Origin of the sequence: Nostoc sp. 106C, assembly GCF_002154725.1 — a bacterium.
Classification (GTDB): Bacteria; Cyanobacteriota; Cyanobacteriia; order Cyanobacteriales; family Nostocaceae; genus Aulosira.
In genome coordinates, this window is record NZ_MTAW01000186.1 from 1 (window position 1) to 19,089 (window position 19,089).

19 protein-coding genes are annotated in these 19,089 nt (G+C 39.3%); 11 read left to right on the forward strand and 8 right to left on the reverse strand.

Annotated elements, in window-relative coordinates:
- Positions 1–236: 236 nt before the first annotated feature.
- On the reverse strand, positions 237–1,361 hold the full coding sequence (locus BV375_RS28660; protein ID WP_086766827.1) for a site-2 protease family protein: 1,125 nt from the start codon (positions 1,359–1,361) through the stop codon (positions 237–239).
- A gap of 121 nt (positions 1,362–1,482) precedes the next feature.
- Positions 1,483–2,406 carry a phosphodiester glycosidase family protein gene (locus tag BV375_RS28665; RefSeq protein WP_086766829.1) on the reverse strand — a complete coding sequence of 308 codons (924 nt, stop codon included), beginning with the start codon at positions 2,404–2,406 and terminating at the stop codon, positions 1,483–1,485.
- Between BV375_RS28665 and BV375_RS36310 the strand changes: the two genes are divergently transcribed.
- From BV375_RS36310 to BV375_RS28680, 4 genes are all read left to right on the forward strand, one after another.
- Entirely contained in the window at positions 2,398–2,685 is a 288-nt protein-coding gene (locus BV375_RS36310; RefSeq protein ID WP_143842239.1) for a hypothetical protein, read from the forward strand. The two genes, BV375_RS28665 and BV375_RS36310, sit on opposite strands and share 9 nt — an antisense overlap.
- 286 nt (positions 2,686–2,971) lie before the next feature.
- Complete coding sequence (locus BV375_RS28670; RefSeq protein ID WP_086766831.1) at positions 2,972–3,628, forward strand: nuclear transport factor 2 family protein; 657 nt, start codon at positions 2,972–2,974, stop codon at positions 3,626–3,628.
- A 117-nt stretch (positions 3,629–3,745) separates the two neighbouring features.
- Positions 3,746–3,889 (forward strand): GUN4 domain-containing protein, encoded by a 144-nt coding sequence (locus BV375_RS38405; RefSeq protein WP_339376776.1) that lies wholly within the window; start codon positions 3,746–3,748, stop codon positions 3,887–3,889.
- Positions 3,890–4,089: 200 nt separating this feature from the next.
- Positions 4,090–4,593 (forward strand): 2TM domain-containing protein, encoded by a 504-nt coding sequence (locus BV375_RS28680; RefSeq protein WP_086766834.1) that lies wholly within the window; start codon positions 4,090–4,092, stop codon positions 4,591–4,593.
- Positions 4,594–4,718: 125 nt separating this feature from the next.
- Here BV375_RS28680 and BV375_RS28685 read toward each other — a convergent pair whose 3' ends face one another.
- Positions 4,719–5,423 (reverse strand): Uma2 family endonuclease, encoded by a 705-nt coding sequence (locus tag BV375_RS28685; RefSeq protein ID WP_086766836.1) that lies wholly within the window; start codon positions 5,421–5,423, stop codon positions 4,719–4,721.
- Between the two features lie 154 nt (positions 5,424–5,577).
- A complete protein-coding gene (locus BV375_RS28690; protein ID WP_086766837.1) occupies positions 5,578–5,886 on the reverse strand; it encodes a TIGR03792 family protein in 309 nt (102 codons plus the stop codon).
- A gap of 137 nt (positions 5,887–6,023) precedes the next feature.
- On the opposite strand from BV375_RS28690, the gene BV375_RS28695 reads away from it, so the two are divergent.
- Positions 6,024–6,347, forward strand: coding sequence for a phasin family protein (locus tag BV375_RS28695; protein ID WP_086690842.1), 324 nt, complete (start codon positions 6,024–6,026; stop codon positions 6,345–6,347).
- Positions 6,348–6,424: 77 nt separating this feature from the next.
- Positions 6,425–6,946, forward strand: a complete 522-nt coding sequence (locus BV375_RS28700; RefSeq protein WP_086766839.1) for an FKBP-type peptidyl-prolyl cis-trans isomerase — start codon at positions 6,425–6,427, stop codon at positions 6,944–6,946.
- Between the two features lie 174 nt (positions 6,947–7,120).
- Here the strand turns inward: BV375_RS28700 and dnaB are convergent, their stop codons facing one another.
- The 4 genes from dnaB to gloB form a co-directional block, all read right to left on the reverse strand.
- A complete protein-coding gene (gene dnaB / locus BV375_RS28705; RefSeq protein ID WP_086766841.1) occupies positions 7,121–9,964 on the reverse strand; it encodes a replicative DNA helicase in 2,844 nt (947 codons plus the stop codon).
- 143 nt (positions 9,965–10,107) lie between these two features.
- On the reverse strand, positions 10,108–10,566 hold the full coding sequence (gene rplI, locus BV375_RS28710) for a 50S ribosomal protein L9 (protein WP_086766843.1): 459 nt from the start codon (positions 10,564–10,566) through the stop codon (positions 10,108–10,110).
- Positions 10,567–10,732: 166 nt separating this feature from the next.
- Positions 10,733–11,812, reverse strand: coding sequence for a M14 family metallopeptidase (locus BV375_RS28715; protein ID WP_086766845.1), 1,080 nt, complete (start codon positions 11,810–11,812; stop codon positions 10,733–10,735).
- 36 nt (positions 11,813–11,848) lie between these two features.
- Entirely contained in the window at positions 11,849–12,622 is a 774-nt protein-coding gene (gene gloB, locus BV375_RS28720) for a hydroxyacylglutathione hydrolase (RefSeq protein ID WP_086766847.1), read from the reverse strand.
- Between the two features lie 413 nt (positions 12,623–13,035).
- Between gloB and BV375_RS28725 the strand changes: the two genes are divergently transcribed.
- From BV375_RS28725 to BV375_RS28745, 5 genes are all read left to right on the forward strand, one after another.
- Positions 13,036–13,263, forward strand: coding sequence for a hypothetical protein (locus tag BV375_RS28725; RefSeq protein WP_086766849.1), 228 nt, complete (start codon positions 13,036–13,038; stop codon positions 13,261–13,263).
- Between the two features lie 149 nt (positions 13,264–13,412).
- Positions 13,413–14,252: a putative nucleotide-diphospho-sugar transferase gene (locus tag BV375_RS28730; protein ID WP_086766850.1), complete on the forward strand. Its 840-nt coding sequence runs from the start codon at positions 13,413–13,415 to the stop codon at positions 14,250–14,252.
- Between the two features lie 39 nt (positions 14,253–14,291).
- Positions 14,292–15,452, forward strand: coding sequence for a glycosyltransferase family 4 protein (locus BV375_RS28735; RefSeq protein ID WP_086766852.1), 1,161 nt, complete (start codon positions 14,292–14,294; stop codon positions 15,450–15,452).
- A 159-nt stretch (positions 15,453–15,611) separates the two neighbouring features.
- On the forward strand, positions 15,612–17,867 hold the full coding sequence (locus BV375_RS28740) for an ABC transporter ATP-binding protein (RefSeq protein ID WP_086766854.1): 2,256 nt from the start codon (positions 15,612–15,614) through the stop codon (positions 17,865–17,867).
- Between the two features lie 4 nt (positions 17,868–17,871).
- Positions 17,872–19,083 carry a glycosyltransferase family 4 protein gene (locus BV375_RS28745; protein ID WP_086766856.1) on the forward strand — a complete coding sequence of 404 codons (1,212 nt, stop codon included), beginning with the start codon at positions 17,872–17,874 and terminating at the stop codon, positions 19,081–19,083.
- Positions 19,084–19,089 lie beyond the last annotated feature (6 nt).

Genomic DNA, 19,089 nt, shown 5'->3' on the forward strand with positions numbered 1-19,089 from the left:
GATACTCCCCCTCAAGTGTTCCCTTTGTCAATAATCCTCTACCTGAATCCTTACGAATTAAATGCGCTGTAAACTACCGTTTAGATGTTGATATTTGGTTCGTTACGGCAAAATCCATATTTACTAAAGCTATCAGGTATTTTCATTGCCGTTACACACCCTATGCAGATTTCTCATAAAAAATTCCCCCAGAAATTCTGAGGGAGGTTCGAGAAAGAGTATTTTAGATGAGAGAACTATGCAGGGTTGAATTGAGATCTGCGTTGCAGTAGTTGGATAATCGCAGCCTTCTCTAGAATTCCTACTAGCACGCCGTTGTCACGAATTACAGTCAGTGCAGATAGTTGTTGTTGTTCGAGTAGCTGAACTACTTCCACTAACGGTTTGTCCGATTGGACTGTGGTAGATTCTGCAATTGGTCGCATTACTTCTTTGACTTGAGTCTCTGACCACTGTGTTGTTGGAATGGTTCGCAAATCATTAGCAGCGATCGCACCTATTAATTGTCCCTCATCATCAGTCACTAAGAACCGATGCCAGCTTTCTCCACTTAAGATGCGCTCATCAGCAAACTCTCTGAGGGTTTGATTAGCAGAAACAATTGGGCTGTTAGGGGTTACAGCATCCGCAGCTGTTAAACCTGTGAGTTTTTCTTGTACTCTGGCAAATTGCGCCGCATTTCCTGCGTTTTGTAGCAAGAAGAAACCGATTAACAAGTTCCAGATGTTAGCAAAGCTGCCAAAGTATAGTATAGGAATTAAACCAGAGGCGATCGCTACCCAACCAAATATTTGTCCAACTCGGCTGGCAAATGTTACTCCTTTGTAAGGATTGCCTGTAATTTTCCAAACTAAAGCTTTCAGTATATTTCCGCCATCTAAAGGCAAGCCAGGAATTAAGTTAAATAGCGCTAACGCTAGGTTAACAGACGCCAGAACACCAAGAATAGCTGCGAGTGGACCTGTTGCCGCAGTAGCATAACCAATGCCTGTAACTCCAGCACATATTAGTAAGCTAACTAAAGGTCCCGCGATCGCTACCCAGAAAGCTTCACCTGGGGTTTTCGATTCCTTTTCTAAGCTAGCTAAACCGCCGAATATAAATAGTGTGATTGATTTGACATCAATTCCTTGACGAAGAGCTACGAAGCTATGTCCTAATTCGTGGGCGACGACAGAGGCAAATAACAACAGCGCTGTCATCAATCCTAGTAACAAAGCTAGTCCCCCAGATAATAGAGGAAATTGCCCCATCAGTCCGCTGCTATAGGTCCAAGTTACCAACCCAAGCACTAAAAACCACGACGGATGGATGTAGAAGGGAATCCCGAAGAGATTACCAACGCGTATTGTGCCATTCATGTCGTTCACCTTTGATTTCTGCTTCTCGAGGTTTACTTTCCTCTTGATGTCTCTAGTGTAACGAAATGTAAATGAACGTTAATCTTTCAATTGGTAGGGGTGTCCGTCAGTTTAGGTGCGGTTATCTAGATTTAGATGTTTTGACATCTATTGGCAAAGCATAAAATCCTAAGTGATTTCCAACTGGACGTTCCCGCATCGGTAGTTTGGTATGAACGGGAGCATTTAATACCTTGGGGCTATTAGTCTCTCCCTTGACTAATGTAACGGAACCGCCACCATCCATATTAAGTGCAGCATCAGCACCTAAATTGATAGCAGTCATTGCCAACTCAAGCAAAGTCATTCCTTCACTGTAGAAAGGTTGCTTACCATCTACAACAATCAGCCAAAGTTTTGTACCCTGTCGGTTAATAGCTACTGCTAAACGTGGGTACGGTTTATTGCCGCGAATTTGAGAAATCACAACCTTACCGTTAGCAACTAGCATTTCTTTCCCTGCAACACCTTGAACTGTATCTGCGGGACATTTGCCACTCGCTAAGATTTGGGCAAGATTATTTCGGGAAAAGCACAGCACCGCCCGATCTGATTCGGGTTGGGAATAACGAGATCCATTAGAGATTGCTTCTCCTAAAGGATAGGAAGGATCGCCGCTATGGGGATAGTAATCCCAAGGACTTTTTTCAGAAAAATGATGGAAGTAGCTAGCATTAACAGCTAATTGCAGCTTAAATTTGCCAAGAAATTCTGATGTGGTGCTGGCGCTAGTTTTTCTACCTTTACCAAGTGGGAAACCAGGAGTTACCAAAGGTTTGACTCCCGGCGCTGTCAAATCAACGGTGACAATATGCATCGTCACCGGACGAGGTTTAGAAATAGCACGACGTTGATAAACAATACCTTTAAATAATACTTGCTGCCGATCCGTGCGAGATGGACGTAACAAACACAACCATCCGTAGAAGATGGCGGGAGATAACAGCAGAGTTAAAAAAGCTGCGATCGCAAATCGTCGGAGATAAACTTGGTAACGATGATGCATAACCTTTTAGAGAAGAGTCTTTTTCGTGTTCTTGCACCCCTAATGCCAAGTAGCCGCCTATGTAATTATGACAAATCCCTAAACATCCATGAGCTTTGGAGATGCGATCGCCTCAAAGCAGTAGATAGTAACAATGCTCCCAAAAGTAAAAAAATTTGTCCCTTAATTTCTTATTTTAGTTGCCACAGTCTACGCCGTACCAACAGTTTTAAGACCCATTGTGGCTCATCTCTATTGTGCGGTCGAGCCAAGGCGTGGGCCATCGCTTGTCATGGTTAGACTGTAAAAATAGATATTAAGTATGAACTTACCCAAAACTGAGTTCATGTTAGAGATCCATAAATCACAAGTCGTCATTTTTATTAGGAAATATGGATTTTTTTGGTAAGATGTCATGTTTTCGGAGAAAATATTATATTTTGGACTTTATATGACATCCAAGGAAGACAGATTTTAGGTAACAACCAGTACACAAAAGCGCGATCACCGCAATTAATCTGCTCAACTAGATGACATGTTTAATAACAAATGGTCTATTCTCTATTACTTCTAGGAAAGATTTTTTATGAGACAAACAACTGTACTAGTTACTACTTTGCTAACAGTAATACTTGCAGTGAGTGGTACTGCTCACGCTTCAGAGCAAACGGATAAGGAAGCTATTATTAAAGCCTACCGAGCTTTAGATGATGCTTTTCACCGTAAAGATTCTAATCAATACTTCTCTGTTTACGATCTTAATTCTACCCAATTTCAATTTAGTGGGGAAACTGCAATAGTAATAGGTTTAAGAAAAATTGTTTTCTCAAAGCAGAAGAGTTCTCAAGGTATTGAACCTAGAACCAGAATATGTAAATACCAAGATACATGGAAACGCACTAATAATGGGTGGCAGTTAGTGAATGGACGCAATTTACAGTGTAATGATAATGGTCATGTAATCCCAACAAATTCTCCAACAGGAAAAATTTCAAATAATCGAGACTACTTAGGTCTTTATAACTTGGCTGATAGTGCTATTCAAAGTTGCTATCGTGAAGGAAATCCAGAACCAAGCGCATGTGTAAGGCTAAAAGAAATTGAAAATACGCTCTCCATGTGGTGTTCTCAAGGCGATAAACATGCATGTATAACTTCTTCACATGTATCACTAGATGAACATTCAAAGAGATCTGTAAACTTGATCAGAATACCGTCATCTGCTGATTTAATAACACCATAATGTAATTTTAAAAAATCCAACAGGTTCTTTAAGTTCCACCTCTATCTATTTATCAATAAAGAGGGATATTGCTAGGCAATGACAAAGATAAAGATAAAGCAGATAAATTCTAATGCAATGAACAATTTACCCCTGCGGTCAAATGTTGGTATTGACTATACAATTTTACGCGATCTTTTAGCTGCCGGAAGTTGGAAAGAGGCAGATAAAGAAACCGGAAGAGTAATGCTCAAGGCAGTGGAGCAGGAAGGTCGGGAATAAGTCAACTCGGTAAACTCTGTGATTTCTTACCAGGGAGGAAAACTGAACTGAGGAAGATTTTGCTAGAAATTCCTACCTACGGCACTATCTAGATTTGTTAGTGTAGGGATAATAAAAATAGCGCTGATGATGCTGGCTTCGTTGGGCAACTTCTACCGAGCAGTAAATATTTATTAAAAGTAAGACTCACAGTAAGAATTATGACATCATTTGAACCTAAAAGCATTCGTTCTTATAGCCAGGAAGATATACAGCAAATTCTCCAGTTGGCGATCGCTACTCATGCTGACAACACAGACAGAGAATTTTCTTACAATGAGTTGTTAGAAATTGCTGCTGAGTTAGAAATTGCTCCAGATTCCTTAAAACTAGCAGAACGCGACTGGCAGATGCAACAGAGCGAAGTGCAACAACGCCGAGTGTTTAATCTCTACCGCCAAGGCAGATTTAAGAAGCGTTTGGGGAATTATGCGATCGCTAATGCTTTTTTTGTCCTCGCAGATTTGATTAGTGGTGGCGGTCTTTCTTGGTCGCTGTATATATTGCTATTCTGCGGTTCTGTTGTCGGGTGGGATATTTGGAATACTTTCTTAATGAAAGGTGAAGAGTACGAAAGGGCTTTTCAACGGTGGAATCGCAAACATCAGATTAAACAAACTATCAACTCAGTTTTGAATAGGTGGTTTAGAGCGTTGCAAGCTTAAGCTAAAAATGCGATCGCCCTACTAGCAAACGAGGCGGGAATATACAAGTCAGTCACGCATGAAAATGGGCATGGGGCATTTTTCATTTGTCCCCAATCCCTAATCCTTATTTTCAAGACAGCAATTTAAAGTTTATTTGGATCAATTCCCCTCTGTTGTAACTTAATTAAAAGTTCTTGAAGCTGTTGTTGGGTTTGCGCTAATTGTTGCTCTTGCTCGTCTAAGACTTCTTCTGGTGTTGAGTATCTGTTACCATTCTCGTTATACCAATACAGCCATTCTCTGGTCATGCCTTGATAGGTTCCTCTTTCGCGTCCAATGCCTAAACCCACTTCCGGCATCCAGACTTTATCTCCTGCTTGTAAAATATATTTATCTTCAACTAAGCGATAAACTTCTAAACGTTGGCGCTTACGCCGCAGGCGTGTTGGTGCATAAATGACATAATACAAAACACCCAACTCAGCATAATCTAATTTCTTTTGTTCATATTCGTAATTATAAGTTTGAGAAACAATTTCTAAAGCTACAATTGGCGCAATCCCGTCTTCTTCCCAAAGTACATAGCTAGAACGTCCATTCTCTCCTACAAAACGTTCTACGCCCAAACTTAAAAATCCATCAGGTACAATTGCAGGCTTACTGGTTGTATAGTAAATTCCCATATTAATACCAAAAAACCAGTCATCACGATTTTGCCAAATTGCGCCTAAGATGGCTAACAATAAACTAGGAATTAGTATTTGCAGCTCGTTATCCACGGGTATTTCATTAGAATCTGGCAATTCTGCCGAGGAAGGTAGGCACTCTAACGGATTGTAGTTGAACATAAGCAGTCCTCAATCCTCAAATTCCAAATTTAAACTCATTTACCCATAACTCAAGGTTAACTCAGCCTGCTAATCAGAGGCGTTCACTTTAGATTTCATCCATTGCTAACTATAAAGTCGGAAACTAGCGCTGAAATTTATCAGTATCCAGTTCCTAAGCATAGGGGAACTTTCGCAGTTGATACTCTGCTGACTCCACCAAGTCATAAGTATCTCCCAAAGCTGCGGCAAACTTTTGTTCAACAGCCTCTAATTCTTCTGGAGGGATAGCTTGCCAATGCTCTCGTGTTGCCCAACGAATGACAAATATAATTTCTGTAGAGTCGTTGGGATTGATCCAGACTTCTTTACCTAGAAATCCAGGATATTTAGCAAGGGTGGTTGTCCAAATTTCCGCATCCTTCTGGATATAAGTTTCCCGCATCTCGGCAGCAATTTTAAACTTTAGCAGTTCTATAACCACACCTTGCCATTCCTTGTATTTGTCAATTTGCCAAAATAGAGTTGTAGGCTAGAATAACTACGCTTTTAGCATAGCTTGATTGCATACACTCAAGAGCAAGGGTCGGCTGGTTTGAAATAATTTAAGAGGAAGGGAGTATGGATAACAACAATTGGATGCAGCAGTTATTGATGCTTGGTATTGGCACAACATCCTTAGTAGCAGACAAACTACGGCAAGTCAGCGATGAATTGGTTAAGGATGGCAAGCTTAACCCTGAGCAAGCAAAAGCTGTGATGGATGATATTGTACAGCAGTTGCGATCAGAGCAGGGAACTTGGGAAACTCAAATGCAACGGCAAATGCGTAATATGATGCAGGATTTGGGCGTTGCTCGTCAGTCAGAAGTAGACGAACTGCGGGGTAGAATTGACCGTTTAGAGCGTCAAGTGCGGGATTTAGAAAATAAGCTTTGGCGTTAGGATATCATTTGTGATTTAAACTAATTGTGTCCTGTTGGTCATACTGTGCCAAACTACCTAAGTAGGGAGGGTTAATTTTGAAAGCAATTTTACTCAGCGTTGGGTTAATGCTGGTATGTGTTGTGGTTTTGGTATTAGCGCAAGTTGGTAGTAAACAGGACTCTGCCATTGCTGCTAATTTCACTCAAGCTACACCAGCGCCCACTACTGTTACTGAAAACAATACCTTGATTGCGAGCAATACTATGTCTGATGCCAATGCCGTAACTACCCCCTCTGGATTGAAATATATTGAATTGCAAGAGGGGACTGGGGCGACTCCTCAAACCGGACAAAAGGTTGTAGTTCACTACACCGGCACTCTAGAAGATGGTACAAAGTTTGATAGTTCACGCGATCGCAACCGTCCTTTCGACTTTAAACTTGGCGTTGGACAGGTAATCAAAGGCTGGGACGAAGGACTTAGCACCATGAAAGTAGGCGGTCGTCGTCAGTTAATTATCCCGCCAGAATTAGGTTATGGCTCTCGTGGTGCTGGTGGCGTGATTCCACCCAACGCCACCTTAATTTTTGATGTAGAATTGCTAGATATTAAATAGCAATTACTATTGGTCAGTTATCAGTGAACAGTTATTAGTTATCAGGTTTAGAAACATTCTCAAAGCTAATAAGTTTATTGGTGGAGAAAAAGAATTTTTTCTGTGTTTAAATCACCGAAATTTAGTTATGGTATTTAACTGGTAATTGCTAACTGATAACTGACAAATTTAATCTCAATAATTATTTGGTCTAGCTAAATTCTTAAACTTTGTAAACTGCGGATCGAATAAAAGTTTTACCGTACCTGTCGGACCGTTACGGTGTTTAGCCACTATCACTTCCGCGATCCCGCGATCAGGACTGTCATTATTGTAGTAATCATCCCGATACAACATTATTACTAAATCTGCATCTTGTTCAATCGACCCAGATTCTCGTAAATCTGACAACATTGGGCGTTTATTAGTACGTGCTTCTACTCCTCGGCTTAACTGAGATAAAGCAATAACTGGAACCGATAATTCCCGCGCTAAACCTTTCAAAGAGCGGGTAATTTTAGATAACTCTTGTACGCGGTTATCACCTCCTCCTTCCATCAATTGCAAGTAATCTATGACAATTAATCCCAAGTCCATACCTTGTTCTGCTTGCAGCCGCCGCGCCTGACTACGCATTTGAGTAACAGTAATATTGGGCGTGTCATCAATAAAAATTGGCATCTCCGAAAGCATACCAATAGCACGACTTAAAGGTTCCCACTGTGCTTGACTGAGACGTCCACTTCGCAGATAACCACTTTCAATTCCGGCTTCGCTAGCTAATAGACGTTGCACTAGCTGTTCTTTAGACATTTCTAAACTGAAAACAGCCACGGGAAATCTATGAGAAGCAGCGATATTATAAGCAAGATTCAAACAGAAGGCAGTATTGTGAACACAGATATCATTAGCAATAAAGTTGTGTGTTTCTGGAATTGTTAAGTCATAAACTTGTTTGTTACCTACTAATTCAATAGAAACTATTTCATCCCAATAGACATCACTCGTTGCTAACTGCTGAAGTGGCAAATTTTCTAAAGCGGTAGCTAACATCCAAAGTCGTTCTCTCTTTAAAGCGCGTTTACCAACGTGCATATTTGTATAGCCTTGAATACCAGCCCGCACAGCTAAACTATTCCAAGTTTCATTGCCTTTTGCTGTTGCTATTTGTTGCCAAATCTCTACAGGTATCAAGTCCCGATTCGTTTGATATCTTTTTTGAGATATTGCTGCTGCGACTTTTGCTAATGCTTCTTTTTTCCCAAAAATACCTATTTCTGAGATAAAACTTTTGATAGACAAGGCATCAGTAATATCTAATTGCCATGCTGGTCTGCGAGTGTTGTTATACTTTACAGAACGCTTTTTCAATGAGGCAATGATGCCAAACCTTAATAAAAGATGTTGAATTTGTCTTGCTAGCTTCTCGCTAACTGTTCCATATCCTAACTGGGCTTGTCCGCTACTGAGGAGTGTAGCCCATCCATCTGTAGCAAAGAGACGGTTAAGGAATAAAGATATTTGCGCTCGCTCTAATTTAAAAACAATCGGCGGGATAGTTTTAGCATGAGCATCTTTGCCCCATAAACCTAACTTTTCTAACCAAAGTGTGAGAGAATTTTTACTAGACTTGCTGATACTAGAAAATCCATAAGGTGCCAATTCTAATGCTTCTAATTGAAGAATTGTGCATAATCGTTCAAAAGTTTCTAAATTTGGGGCACAATCACCTTGTTGCCACACACAGAGTAAAGATGGACTTACCTCTAGTTCATAGCTCAATGTTTTAGCCGATAAAGCCTGAGACTGCATGGCAGCTTGTAAGCGTTGAGCAAAAAACCGCCTTTGAATAGCAATAAATTCTAAATCTCCTCGAACACAAAATGATGGTGTGCGTTTTCCTTGAGAACTTTCGCAACTTACTGTCAAACCACCAAATTCTGCAACTGCTTGTGAAAAATCGGCTTGCAGTAATGGATTACTGTTTGTAAATCGGGGATTGCTATTGGTTAATCCACCATCGCCAATTAAATAAGCTAATAACTTGACTTCGCACTCACGGATACTTTCTGTGCCAAACACATCTATTTGGCGCGGAACAGCAATTTTATCACCGACTTTCAAATTCTCTAATCTTTGCCAACCTTGAATCGTTAAATATGGATGGGTGATTGTAGTTTCAATAGATCTTCCCAAGCGAGTTGTAACCCGAAAAACTGGTTTAATACCATCATCTACAAATGCTGATGGTTGAGTAAAGGTAAATTTCCAATCATTATTTAATGTCAATAAAGAGCCACGACGTTGATTATATAATTCTTCAATTGTGGCAATTTGTCCATCTGCTAAAGCAATTTCCGAATCAAAACTTAGGCATTTTCCCATTGATGGCCTACCAGCGACAATAATCAAATCAGAACGCTGGAAGCCGCTAGTCATGGCATCTAAATCGTAAAAACTGCACGTAATTCCAGGTAAGGCAATGCCTTGATTTCGCTCCTCAATATCCTGAAAATTACTAATCAACGTATCAGAAATGTGAACTAAACCTGATTGGGGACGTTCTTGAGTAATACCAAAAACTTTCTGTTCTGCCTGATCTAAGACAATTGGTAAGTCTTTCTCAGTCTCGTACCCAAGATGCACAATTTCATTGCCAGCTTTAATTAACTGTCGCCGCAGGAATTTATCCATGACTAACCCTGCTAAGGCGTCGATGTTGACTGCTGACACTGTGCGATCTACAAGTGTGGCTAATTTATTTCTGCCGCCAATGCGGGTAAGTATATCGTTATCAGCCAGCCAACTAGTCACTGAGAGCAAGTCTGTGGGTTTACCCTGTGCGTGCAGTCGTAGCGCTGCTTGATAAATATCTTTGTGGGCGCTAATGTAAAAAGCTTCGGCAATTAAGCGATCGCTAACTCGACCAATCGCTTCTGGATCTAGCAAAATTCCCCCCAAAATCGCTTCTTCTGCCTCAATGTTTTGGGGTGGGAGGCGGTCGCTACCACTGCCTTGAAAACTTAGTTCTTCAGCCATAAGCGATTTTAAATTGGCGATCGAGGGTGGAACACTAACTATCGCTCAGAATATTAAAAAAAAAAGATTGAGAACCACAGATGAACACAGATTAACACCGATGAAGAATCTGTGGGCATCTGTGGTAAAAAATCAAGAAGTCGTTAGCTAGCAACAACTTCAATATCGAGTTGCGCTGTTACTTCCGAATGCAGTTTAATGTCAGCTTTGTAAGTGCCAAGATGGTTAATATCGGGGAGGGTAATACCGCGACGATCAATTTCTTGACCTGTAGCTGCTTTAATTGCATCTGCAACATCTTGGCTAGTAACAGTACCGAAAATAGCTTCGTTTTCACCAACTTGCTTGCCAATTTTCAAGCTGCTAACTTTTTCCAGCGCTGCTTTTTGTTCCAGAGCTTGTTGTCTAAGTTCTAGTTGCCGTTGACGCTCTTGTTCGCGACGGCGTTCTACTTGCTTGAGAATACCAGGAGTAGCATGAGTTGCCAATTTTTGGGGAATCAAATAATTACGAGCATAGCCAGGAGCTACATCCACTAAATCGCCTAATTTTCCCAGCTTACTAACATCCTGAGTTAAAACTAACTGTACGCGTTTCGCCATTGTTTTTCGTTTTCCTGTAGAATCTCATTAACTTGGGTTGCAGCCGGATAGCTCACAGATGTGTAGCTGTATCCCAAGTGGCTTGGCTTATACCCCAAAGCTTAAAGATCCTAGCGAATCGCAGGGTGCGATCGCAACTATTATTCTGCAAAAAGATTGTGTTGACTCACAATACTGCGATCGCTCGTCCTACCAAATCCAGTCCTTGAGAGACTACTGCATCTCGCCAATCCTCATCCGTAGGTGCAAAAACCTCCATTAATCGCTGGCGTGTCCAATCTTTTGATAGGTGATTTGGTGGTGAAAAGAAGTGAGCACGGTTTTCTGCCCGTAATGCCTCAACTACCTGGATAACTGGATAAGTACCAAATTCTGCGGTGAGAAACCTATAGTTACATTTTGGAAATTTTGCTTTACACCAAGTTCCCAATCCTCCACGAAATATGTAAGTTACTTTCCTTGCCTTATAAGCTTCCACAACATCGTCTCCAAACTTCTCAGTTAACCACTGGGTAGGCTTAGAGTCAGGCGGATCGTCAATGAAAAGTTTATAAGTTGCTTTTTTACCAAGTCCTGTGTGAAAGTCAATGTGCACTACGTCTGTAGCATTGCCTATCCAGCGAGGAAGATTTGCATCCAGAATTTGATAAGTTTTTGAGGGGTTATTTCCACCAAAGAACAACCCTTGCGGAAAGTCGTATTGTCCTACTGGGAGGGTGGCTGTTAAAGAAGTGATGCCGTAGCGGAGAATAGTAGCGATCGCTTTGACAACAAACGGCTCAAACCGCGATGGCGGTGAAGTTGGGTTGAAGAAAGCATTTAAATCACCATACTTTGCCGGACTACCCCTGTATTCTTCATTTGGTAGCAGGAAATTACGGTTGAGATCGATATTTTCCTCATTCCACCGCCTGCACCAAGCGAACCCATAAGGATTCAAGGCATGTAATAGCAATAAAGTAGTTTCCTGGCTTTGGTTCCAACTCACAAGACGCTCTTCAAGCAAAGCACATTGCACAGCAGAACCGAAAAATCCCTCCACCCCATGCAATCCACTGGAAACAACTACCACCTTCTGAGGATGGGGGTTTCCGAGAATAGCCACATCAATAGTTAAATCTTCCCCATTTGGCCCAGTTTGATCGATGGAGTATGCTTCTAGGCGACACTCCAATGCCAATGCTGAGGTACGGAAGCGATTCCGTGCTGTAGTGTAGTTGGGACAAAAGGCGGTGGTATAGGACATATCAACAATTCATCACAAATGAGCAATCACTTATGACTAAAATTTATCTTTCATCCCTCGGATACGTGCAAAGGTTTGCACAGGATCGTTACTCTTAGCAGCTGATTGTAGTGTTGGCTGCTCCCAGCGTAAAAAAGGATTGGTGCGTTTCTCCACTCCTAGTAGTGAAGGAATGGTAGCTTCCCCTCGGCTACGGTATGCCTTGACTTCATCAAAGCGTTTTTGTAAATCAGCGTTTTCACCATCCAGTGTGAGGGCAAATTGCAAATTTTTTAAGGTGTATTCATGAGCGCACCAGACACGCGTATTATCGGGTAGAGAGCGGAGCTTATTTAAAGAGTTGATCATTTGTGCAGGCGTCCCTTCAAATAAACGACCGCAACCCCCAGCAAACAAGGTATCACCACAGAATAAGTCACCTGGTTCACTGGCTACTTCTGGAGGAAAGTAGTAAGCAATGTGTGCGCGGGTATGTCCAGGAACGAAAATAACTTCAGCTACTCGATTGGCAAATTTGATATGGGAATTATCTTCCAGAAACACCTGCTGTCCTGGAATTCTTCCTCGGTCTTCGATTCCACCATAGACTGTCACCGCAGGAAATTGTTGCATTAGCTGCTGATTCCCACCCACATGGTCTTGATGATGGTGCGTGTTAAAAATCGCTACCAACTCAGCTTTTAGTTCTGCCAGTTGCTTTAATACTGGTTCTGCCTCTGCCGGATCGACAACAGCCGCGATATTTTGTGTGCGATCGTACAGCAAGAATATATAGTTATCAGACAGTGCCTCAAGACGAATGACCTGCATAACTTCTAACTTCCTCTTAGCAGTAGATGGTTAGTATTAATTGATATCCTTAACCACAGTGAACAACAGGGCTATCTATACTAGCTATACCAAGTGTTTATATTTTATTCATTGTAACTGTAAAACTCATAAAATCACAAATTACACAACCGTATTTACCCTGTAATAGTACTAAAAATTAGGAATAGATAGCTTGATTAATCAGTAAAATTTCTCTGGGAAGAAGTGTAAATACGAAGTTAGATTGATTTTATTCTTTTTGTTAACACACAAAGAATTTTCGTCATCAGGAATCTGCGATATTTGCTCTATTCAGTAAAAATTTAATAAATTTTAGATTTTTATTTGGCTACTTTTTACTTATTAAAGGGTGAGCAAATATTGTCATGTTTGATTGCATCTGTAGGAGATTTATGAATTATCAAACATTAATTTACAAAACTGTAGATAGTGAATCAGAAATAGGAGTTAAGCAAATTGTAGATCGAATTCTCTCATCAGGAAGTATGAGTCGGCAAGATCATGGTTTACTTACCTCCACAGTCTTGGCTAATGGCGATATTAATGATGAAGATCGCCGCCAAATTAACCGTATATTTGACCATGTTCAGACAGGACAACTTAAATTAATGGACTGGTAGTACATGGTTATTAAAATATCAATTTTTGTAGACAAATACTATAGCAGTTAAGCAATAGTAGTAACTAAAACAATCTAATTTACAAATTATGCTTGTTAACTAAATCAACAAGCATAATTTATCTAATATTTTATTAAACACCTAATTCCATGAATTTAGAAAGAGGATTTATTACAATTTTAACAGGTATGTATTCTTTTCAAGATTGTATACATTTTTTAGCTGCTGTTAGAAAATTTCATCAAGAACCAATAATTATTTTAATTGATCGCGTTCCTAAAACTCTGTATCCTCTTCTTAAAGCTTTTAAGAATGTAATTTTAAAACCTGCACCTGCTAATGAAAATACGGTTTTAGCCTCAAGAGAAGCAAAGCTAGCGTTATATGCAGCATCGGAATTTAAAAAAACGATTTATTTAGATTCAGATATTTGTTTACTATCTGATCTTAATGATGTGTTCGAGTATTTGGAAAAAGATGATTTTTTACTCACTGAAGATGTCCAACCTAGTATTGTTAAAGCTACTAATCTGTTAAGAGGTAAGCAAGAAGAGATATTATCAAAAGTCTTACCAACTTTACAATCTGTAGGCCTACCACTGCAAGAAGATAGTATACAGTACAATGGTGGTTTTATCGCTTTCCGTAAAACCGAAACGACTAAGAAATTTTTTGATGAATTTAAACGTTTTTTTGAAATTATCAAAAATAACCAAGATAAATTACTATTAAAAGATCAAGGTGCTTTTGCTGCTGCGATCGCAACTGTCAAACCAAAGATTAAAGTTCTTCCGCCCACCTATAATTATCTTAGTAAATGGAAGGAATCTTACAATATTGATGGTGAAATTAAAGTACTTCACTGTACTTATCCTTATAGGCCTCAATATGCTAAAGATATTACTCGTTCCTTATATACAAGAATATTCGATAGATTAGCTCTAGTATTTTTACCTAATCAAATTACCAATCCTTGGCGGAAAAAATAGGTTATTGAGTAATTTACTATGACAAACTAACAGGAGTAGATATCAGAATTGAAAATTTCATTAGTTGTTAGCGATTTATCGGGAGGCGGAAGTATTAGGGCTTTTTTGCTTGCTCAAGTACTAATAAGCCTCAATTATCAAGTAGAAATAGTTGGTTTTATATATGGGAAAGATTTGTATGCAATTCCTCCCAACGATATTAAAGTAATTTCGCTTACTGGGACAAACTATCCTAAGTTTCTCATATCTGCCTCGAAACTTATACAAAAAATTGATGGAGATATTATTTATGCAATCAAACCTAAATTTACTAACTTTGGTCTTTCTCTAATCAAAAAATTTACTAGTGGTCGTCCCTTACTTTTAGATATGGATGACTGGGAACTTAGCTGGCATGGAGGTGATAGCTGGAAGTATCGTCCTAGTATAAAGCAATTATATAGAGATATTTTTAAAAAGAGTGGTGCATTGAGATTTCCCGATCATCCGCTTTATTTAAAGTGGATGGAAAGTTTAGTAAATTCAGCAAATGCAATCACAATAGATACTCAATTCCTTAAAGAACGCTTTGGTGGTGTCTATGTACCTAATGGCAAAGATACTGCAATGTTTGACCCTTATAAGTATGACTCTGAAGCTAGCAGAGAGCGTTATAGTCTTTCTGAGTATCGCATTCTCATGTTTCCTGGTGCACCACGTCCTCATAAAGGGGTCGAAGATGTCTTAATAGCTTTAGAACACCTAAATCAGCCAGATTTAAGGTTAGTAATTGTGGGTGGTAGCCCTTACGATGACTATGACGATCAGCTAATTCGACAATGGGGACGCTGGATTATTAAACTACCAAAGTGTCCTGTAGAAGCTATGCCTGATGTGTTAGCTGCTGCTCACATTGTAGTTGTTCCACAGCGGGATACTCTTACTGCTCGCGCCCAATTTCCACTCAAACTTACAGATGGGATGTCAATGGCTAAGCCTGTATTATCGACGCGGGTTGGAGATATTCCAGAAATTTTAGGTGAAACTGGTTATTTAGTTGAACCTGCTTGTCCCGAAAAAATTGCTGAGCAAATTCAATTGATATTTCAAGATTTAGATTTGGCAAATCAGCGAGGCATAAAGGCTAGAGAAAAATGCATAGAAAAATATAGCATAGAGGCTATGGCTTCTACTTTAAAGTCAGTAATTTCGCAGTTATAATTATTTTTTGCGCAGTTTATAGTGATATATAAACCAGAATTTTTAAAAAGAAAACTGTATTTATACTAAACCTATTTAAATTGATAGTAAAGCTTAATTAATGTAGCAAAAAACTTAGTGTTTATGTTAAAAATAAATAAATTATAATATGCGTAACTGATGTCTACTCAAAAGCTTCTACTAAGATTTGCCAAGCCTTATCCAGGCTTGATTATTCTGACAATAATTTTGGGTTTTTCAGGAGCATTATTTAATGGCGTAAGTACAACTCTAATTGTTCCAGTTATTCTCAAAATCGTGGGGCAAGAAGTAAATTTAAGTAGCGCTCCACCAATTCTGACGATGATTATGTCTCCGTTTGATAAAGTTCCAGAAAATTACCGTATTGGAGTAATGGCTGGGGCAATAGTAGGAACAATTTTTCTTAAAAGTATAGCTAGTTATACTGGCAGTTTAGCATCGAGTTCTTTAACAAGACTGCTAGTCTCAGATATGCGAGAGGCTGGTTTAAAATTATTATTGGAAATTGATATTGATTATTATGCTAAGACAAGAGTTGGAGATTTAATTAACAGGCTAGGTGGAGAAATTGGTCGTGCTGCAAGTGCTATAGGCAATACAATTAGGGTAATTATCCTGGGAATTACAATTCTAGTTTTCGTCGGTTTATTACTGTCAATTTCTTGGCAGTTGACGATTGCTGCTACATTTTTGCTGTCTTTAGTGACCTTAATCAACCAGTCTGCTATTTCTCGCTCTAGAAAGTTTGGTAAGCAGCTAAGTGAGATGTCTAAAGCATATTCGATCGCTGTACTGGAAATGCTGAATGGGATGCGGTTAGTTAAATCAACAGGGAATGAAGCCAGAGAATTTCAAAAGATTACGCAGTTAATTCGTGCTCGCGAAAAAGCTGATTTCCAATCTCAAGTCAACTCAGAAGCGATCGCACCTCTGAGTGAGGTAATGGGAGTGATAGCGTTGATGCTGATTGTGTTATTAAGTAAAACTTTTTTTGCCGATCAGATTGTTTCCCTATCCACCGTAATCCTGACCTATTTGTTGGTGTTGTTGCGAGTACTGCCATTAATTTCTCAATTAAATGCAATTCGCAGTGGGTTTGCTAGTACAGCCACCAGTGTAGATGTGGTCTATGAATTTTTAAGCCTGGATAATAAGCCATTCATGGGCAACGGTAAGCTTACCTACACAACATTACAAGAGGGAGTGCGTTTTAATTCACTTTCCTTTGCTTATCCTGGCCATGAAAAGTTTGTACTTAAAGATGTAACTTTAGATTTACCCCGTGGTAAAACTCTTGCATTGGTAGGTGGTTCTGGTGCTGGTAAATCAACATTGGCAGACTTATTACCAAGATTTTATGACCCAATAGCTGGTTGCATTACCATTGACGGCAAAGACTTGCGAGAATTCGATATTATATCCTTGCGAAAACGGATGGGGATTGTCAGCCAAGATACCTTTCTGTTTAATGAATCAGTGCGGTATAACATCGCCTATGGTAGGCCAGAAGCTAGCGAAGAAGAAATTATCGCCGCAGCCAAGCAAGCAAACGCCTATGAGTTTATTAGTAAATTACCTCAGAGATTTGATACCTTAATTGGTGATCGCGGTGTTATGTTGTCTGGTGGACAAAGGCAAAGATTAGCGATCGCGCGCGCACTCGTCCAAAATCCAGAAATTTTAATTTTAGACGAAGCTACCAGCGCTTTAGATACCGTTTCCGAACGCTTAGTCCAAACTGCACTTGACGATCTCAGCCGCGATCGTACAACCTTGGTAATAGCTCATCGCCTTTCTACAGTTCAAAAAGCCGATCAAATTGCCGTCTTAGATCAAGGACGTGTCGTAGAGATTGGAACCCATGAAGAACTTTTACAAAAGGGTGGTTATTACTCACGTCTCTACTCAATGCAATTTGCAGATCGTCCTGAAACAACAACTAAAAGTAATCAAAGCTTGCTTCGTATCTCTCACGAAATTCGTACCCAACTAAATTCAACAATTGGCTTACTGCGTTTATTAATTGACGATTTAGCAGACAATTCTCAAGAGCGGCAAGAATTAATTACAGAATCCTACAAATCAGCTAGAAGAATTCTCACTACTATTGATATTTTTGATGATATAGTTAACCTTCAAATTAAGAAAAAAATTCTCGCTATTCCCGATCAAAATCATAGCAATATAGTAACCCAAACTCAGGCTTCAAACTTTAATCATATCTCGGTTGAGTTTCGTAGTTGCCTGAATTCGATAATTGATTCTCTTCGTTCTCTAGCTGATGAGTTTATTTTCCCTAATAAAGAGCAAAAGCAATTAATTTTAGAATCTTATGAATCCGCTATTTATCTTGTAGATAATTTAGAAAAATTTGAAGACACTATTATTGCTTAAAATTATGCAAATTTCTAAACTTAAAAAGCATTATGTCTTTTTCATTGGTGAAGAATTGCCTCAGCCTGAAGCGCATTTAGTTCAATCTACCAATGCAGCAAATGCGGCTGCAAACTTAGGATACTCAACAGTTTTAGTATATCCTGATAAACAAGCAGGAGCTATTAATGTAGCTAATTTAGTTTTTTCTTTTAAACCAAGAAAAACACCAATAGAACTTATTAAATATTATAATCTCCATGACAAGTTAAAAGTAGCTCCTTTACCGATGCCTTGGCCAATTGATAAATTGCGCAGCAAATTTGCTAACTCTAACACTGTTGCTTGTAAGTATTATCTTCCATTTCATATTATTCCAACCACTAAACTTGTTCATAGCCGCAACTGGAATTTTGTGAAAGCTGCCATTAAGAATGGTGTTCCTGCAATTTACGAACACCATCACCACGAAGATAAAACATTTGAGCCAGAAATAGTTAAAAGTCCACTATTTCAAATTGCTGTTACAGTGGTAGAGCCAATTCGCGAATCTATGATTAAAAATGGTATGCCAGCAGAAAAAGCGATCAGGCTACACAATGGTTTTAATCGCTTATTTATGCAGAGACAGCCAGAAAAAGCAGCAGAATGGCGCAATCAACTTTTGCAAAACCAACGCTCACATTTGATAGTATATGCGGGAGCACTACAGCAATTTAAAGGTATTGATGTCCTAGTTGATGCAGCTAGTGAAATGCCAAATGTGCAATTTGTTTGTGCAGGAGGAAAGGCTATTGAAGTCGAACATTATGAGCAATTAGCGAGACAGAAACAAGTTCATAACATTAAATTTTTAGGGTATATATTACATCATGAATTAGCCTCTTTGCTACAAGCTGCCGATATTTTGGCTCACCCCCATTGTTTAGGAGAAGCTGCAACTTTCACATCACCATTAAAGCTATTTGACTATTTCGCCTCAGGAACTCCTATTGTAGCTACAGAAATTCCTTCATTAATTGAGTTTAAGAATACCCAAGCTATAGCTGCTTGGTGTGAACCAGATAATCCTAAAAAATTTGCTGAATGTCTACAAAATGTTTTAGCTACTCATCCGCGAAAAATAGATGGTTATTCAAATAGTATCGATTTTGTCCAACAGTTTTCTTGGGAAAATCGAGCCGCGAAAATTATGAGTTATGTAAATCAATCTTTTATTCCACACATAGTTAATTAAATAATT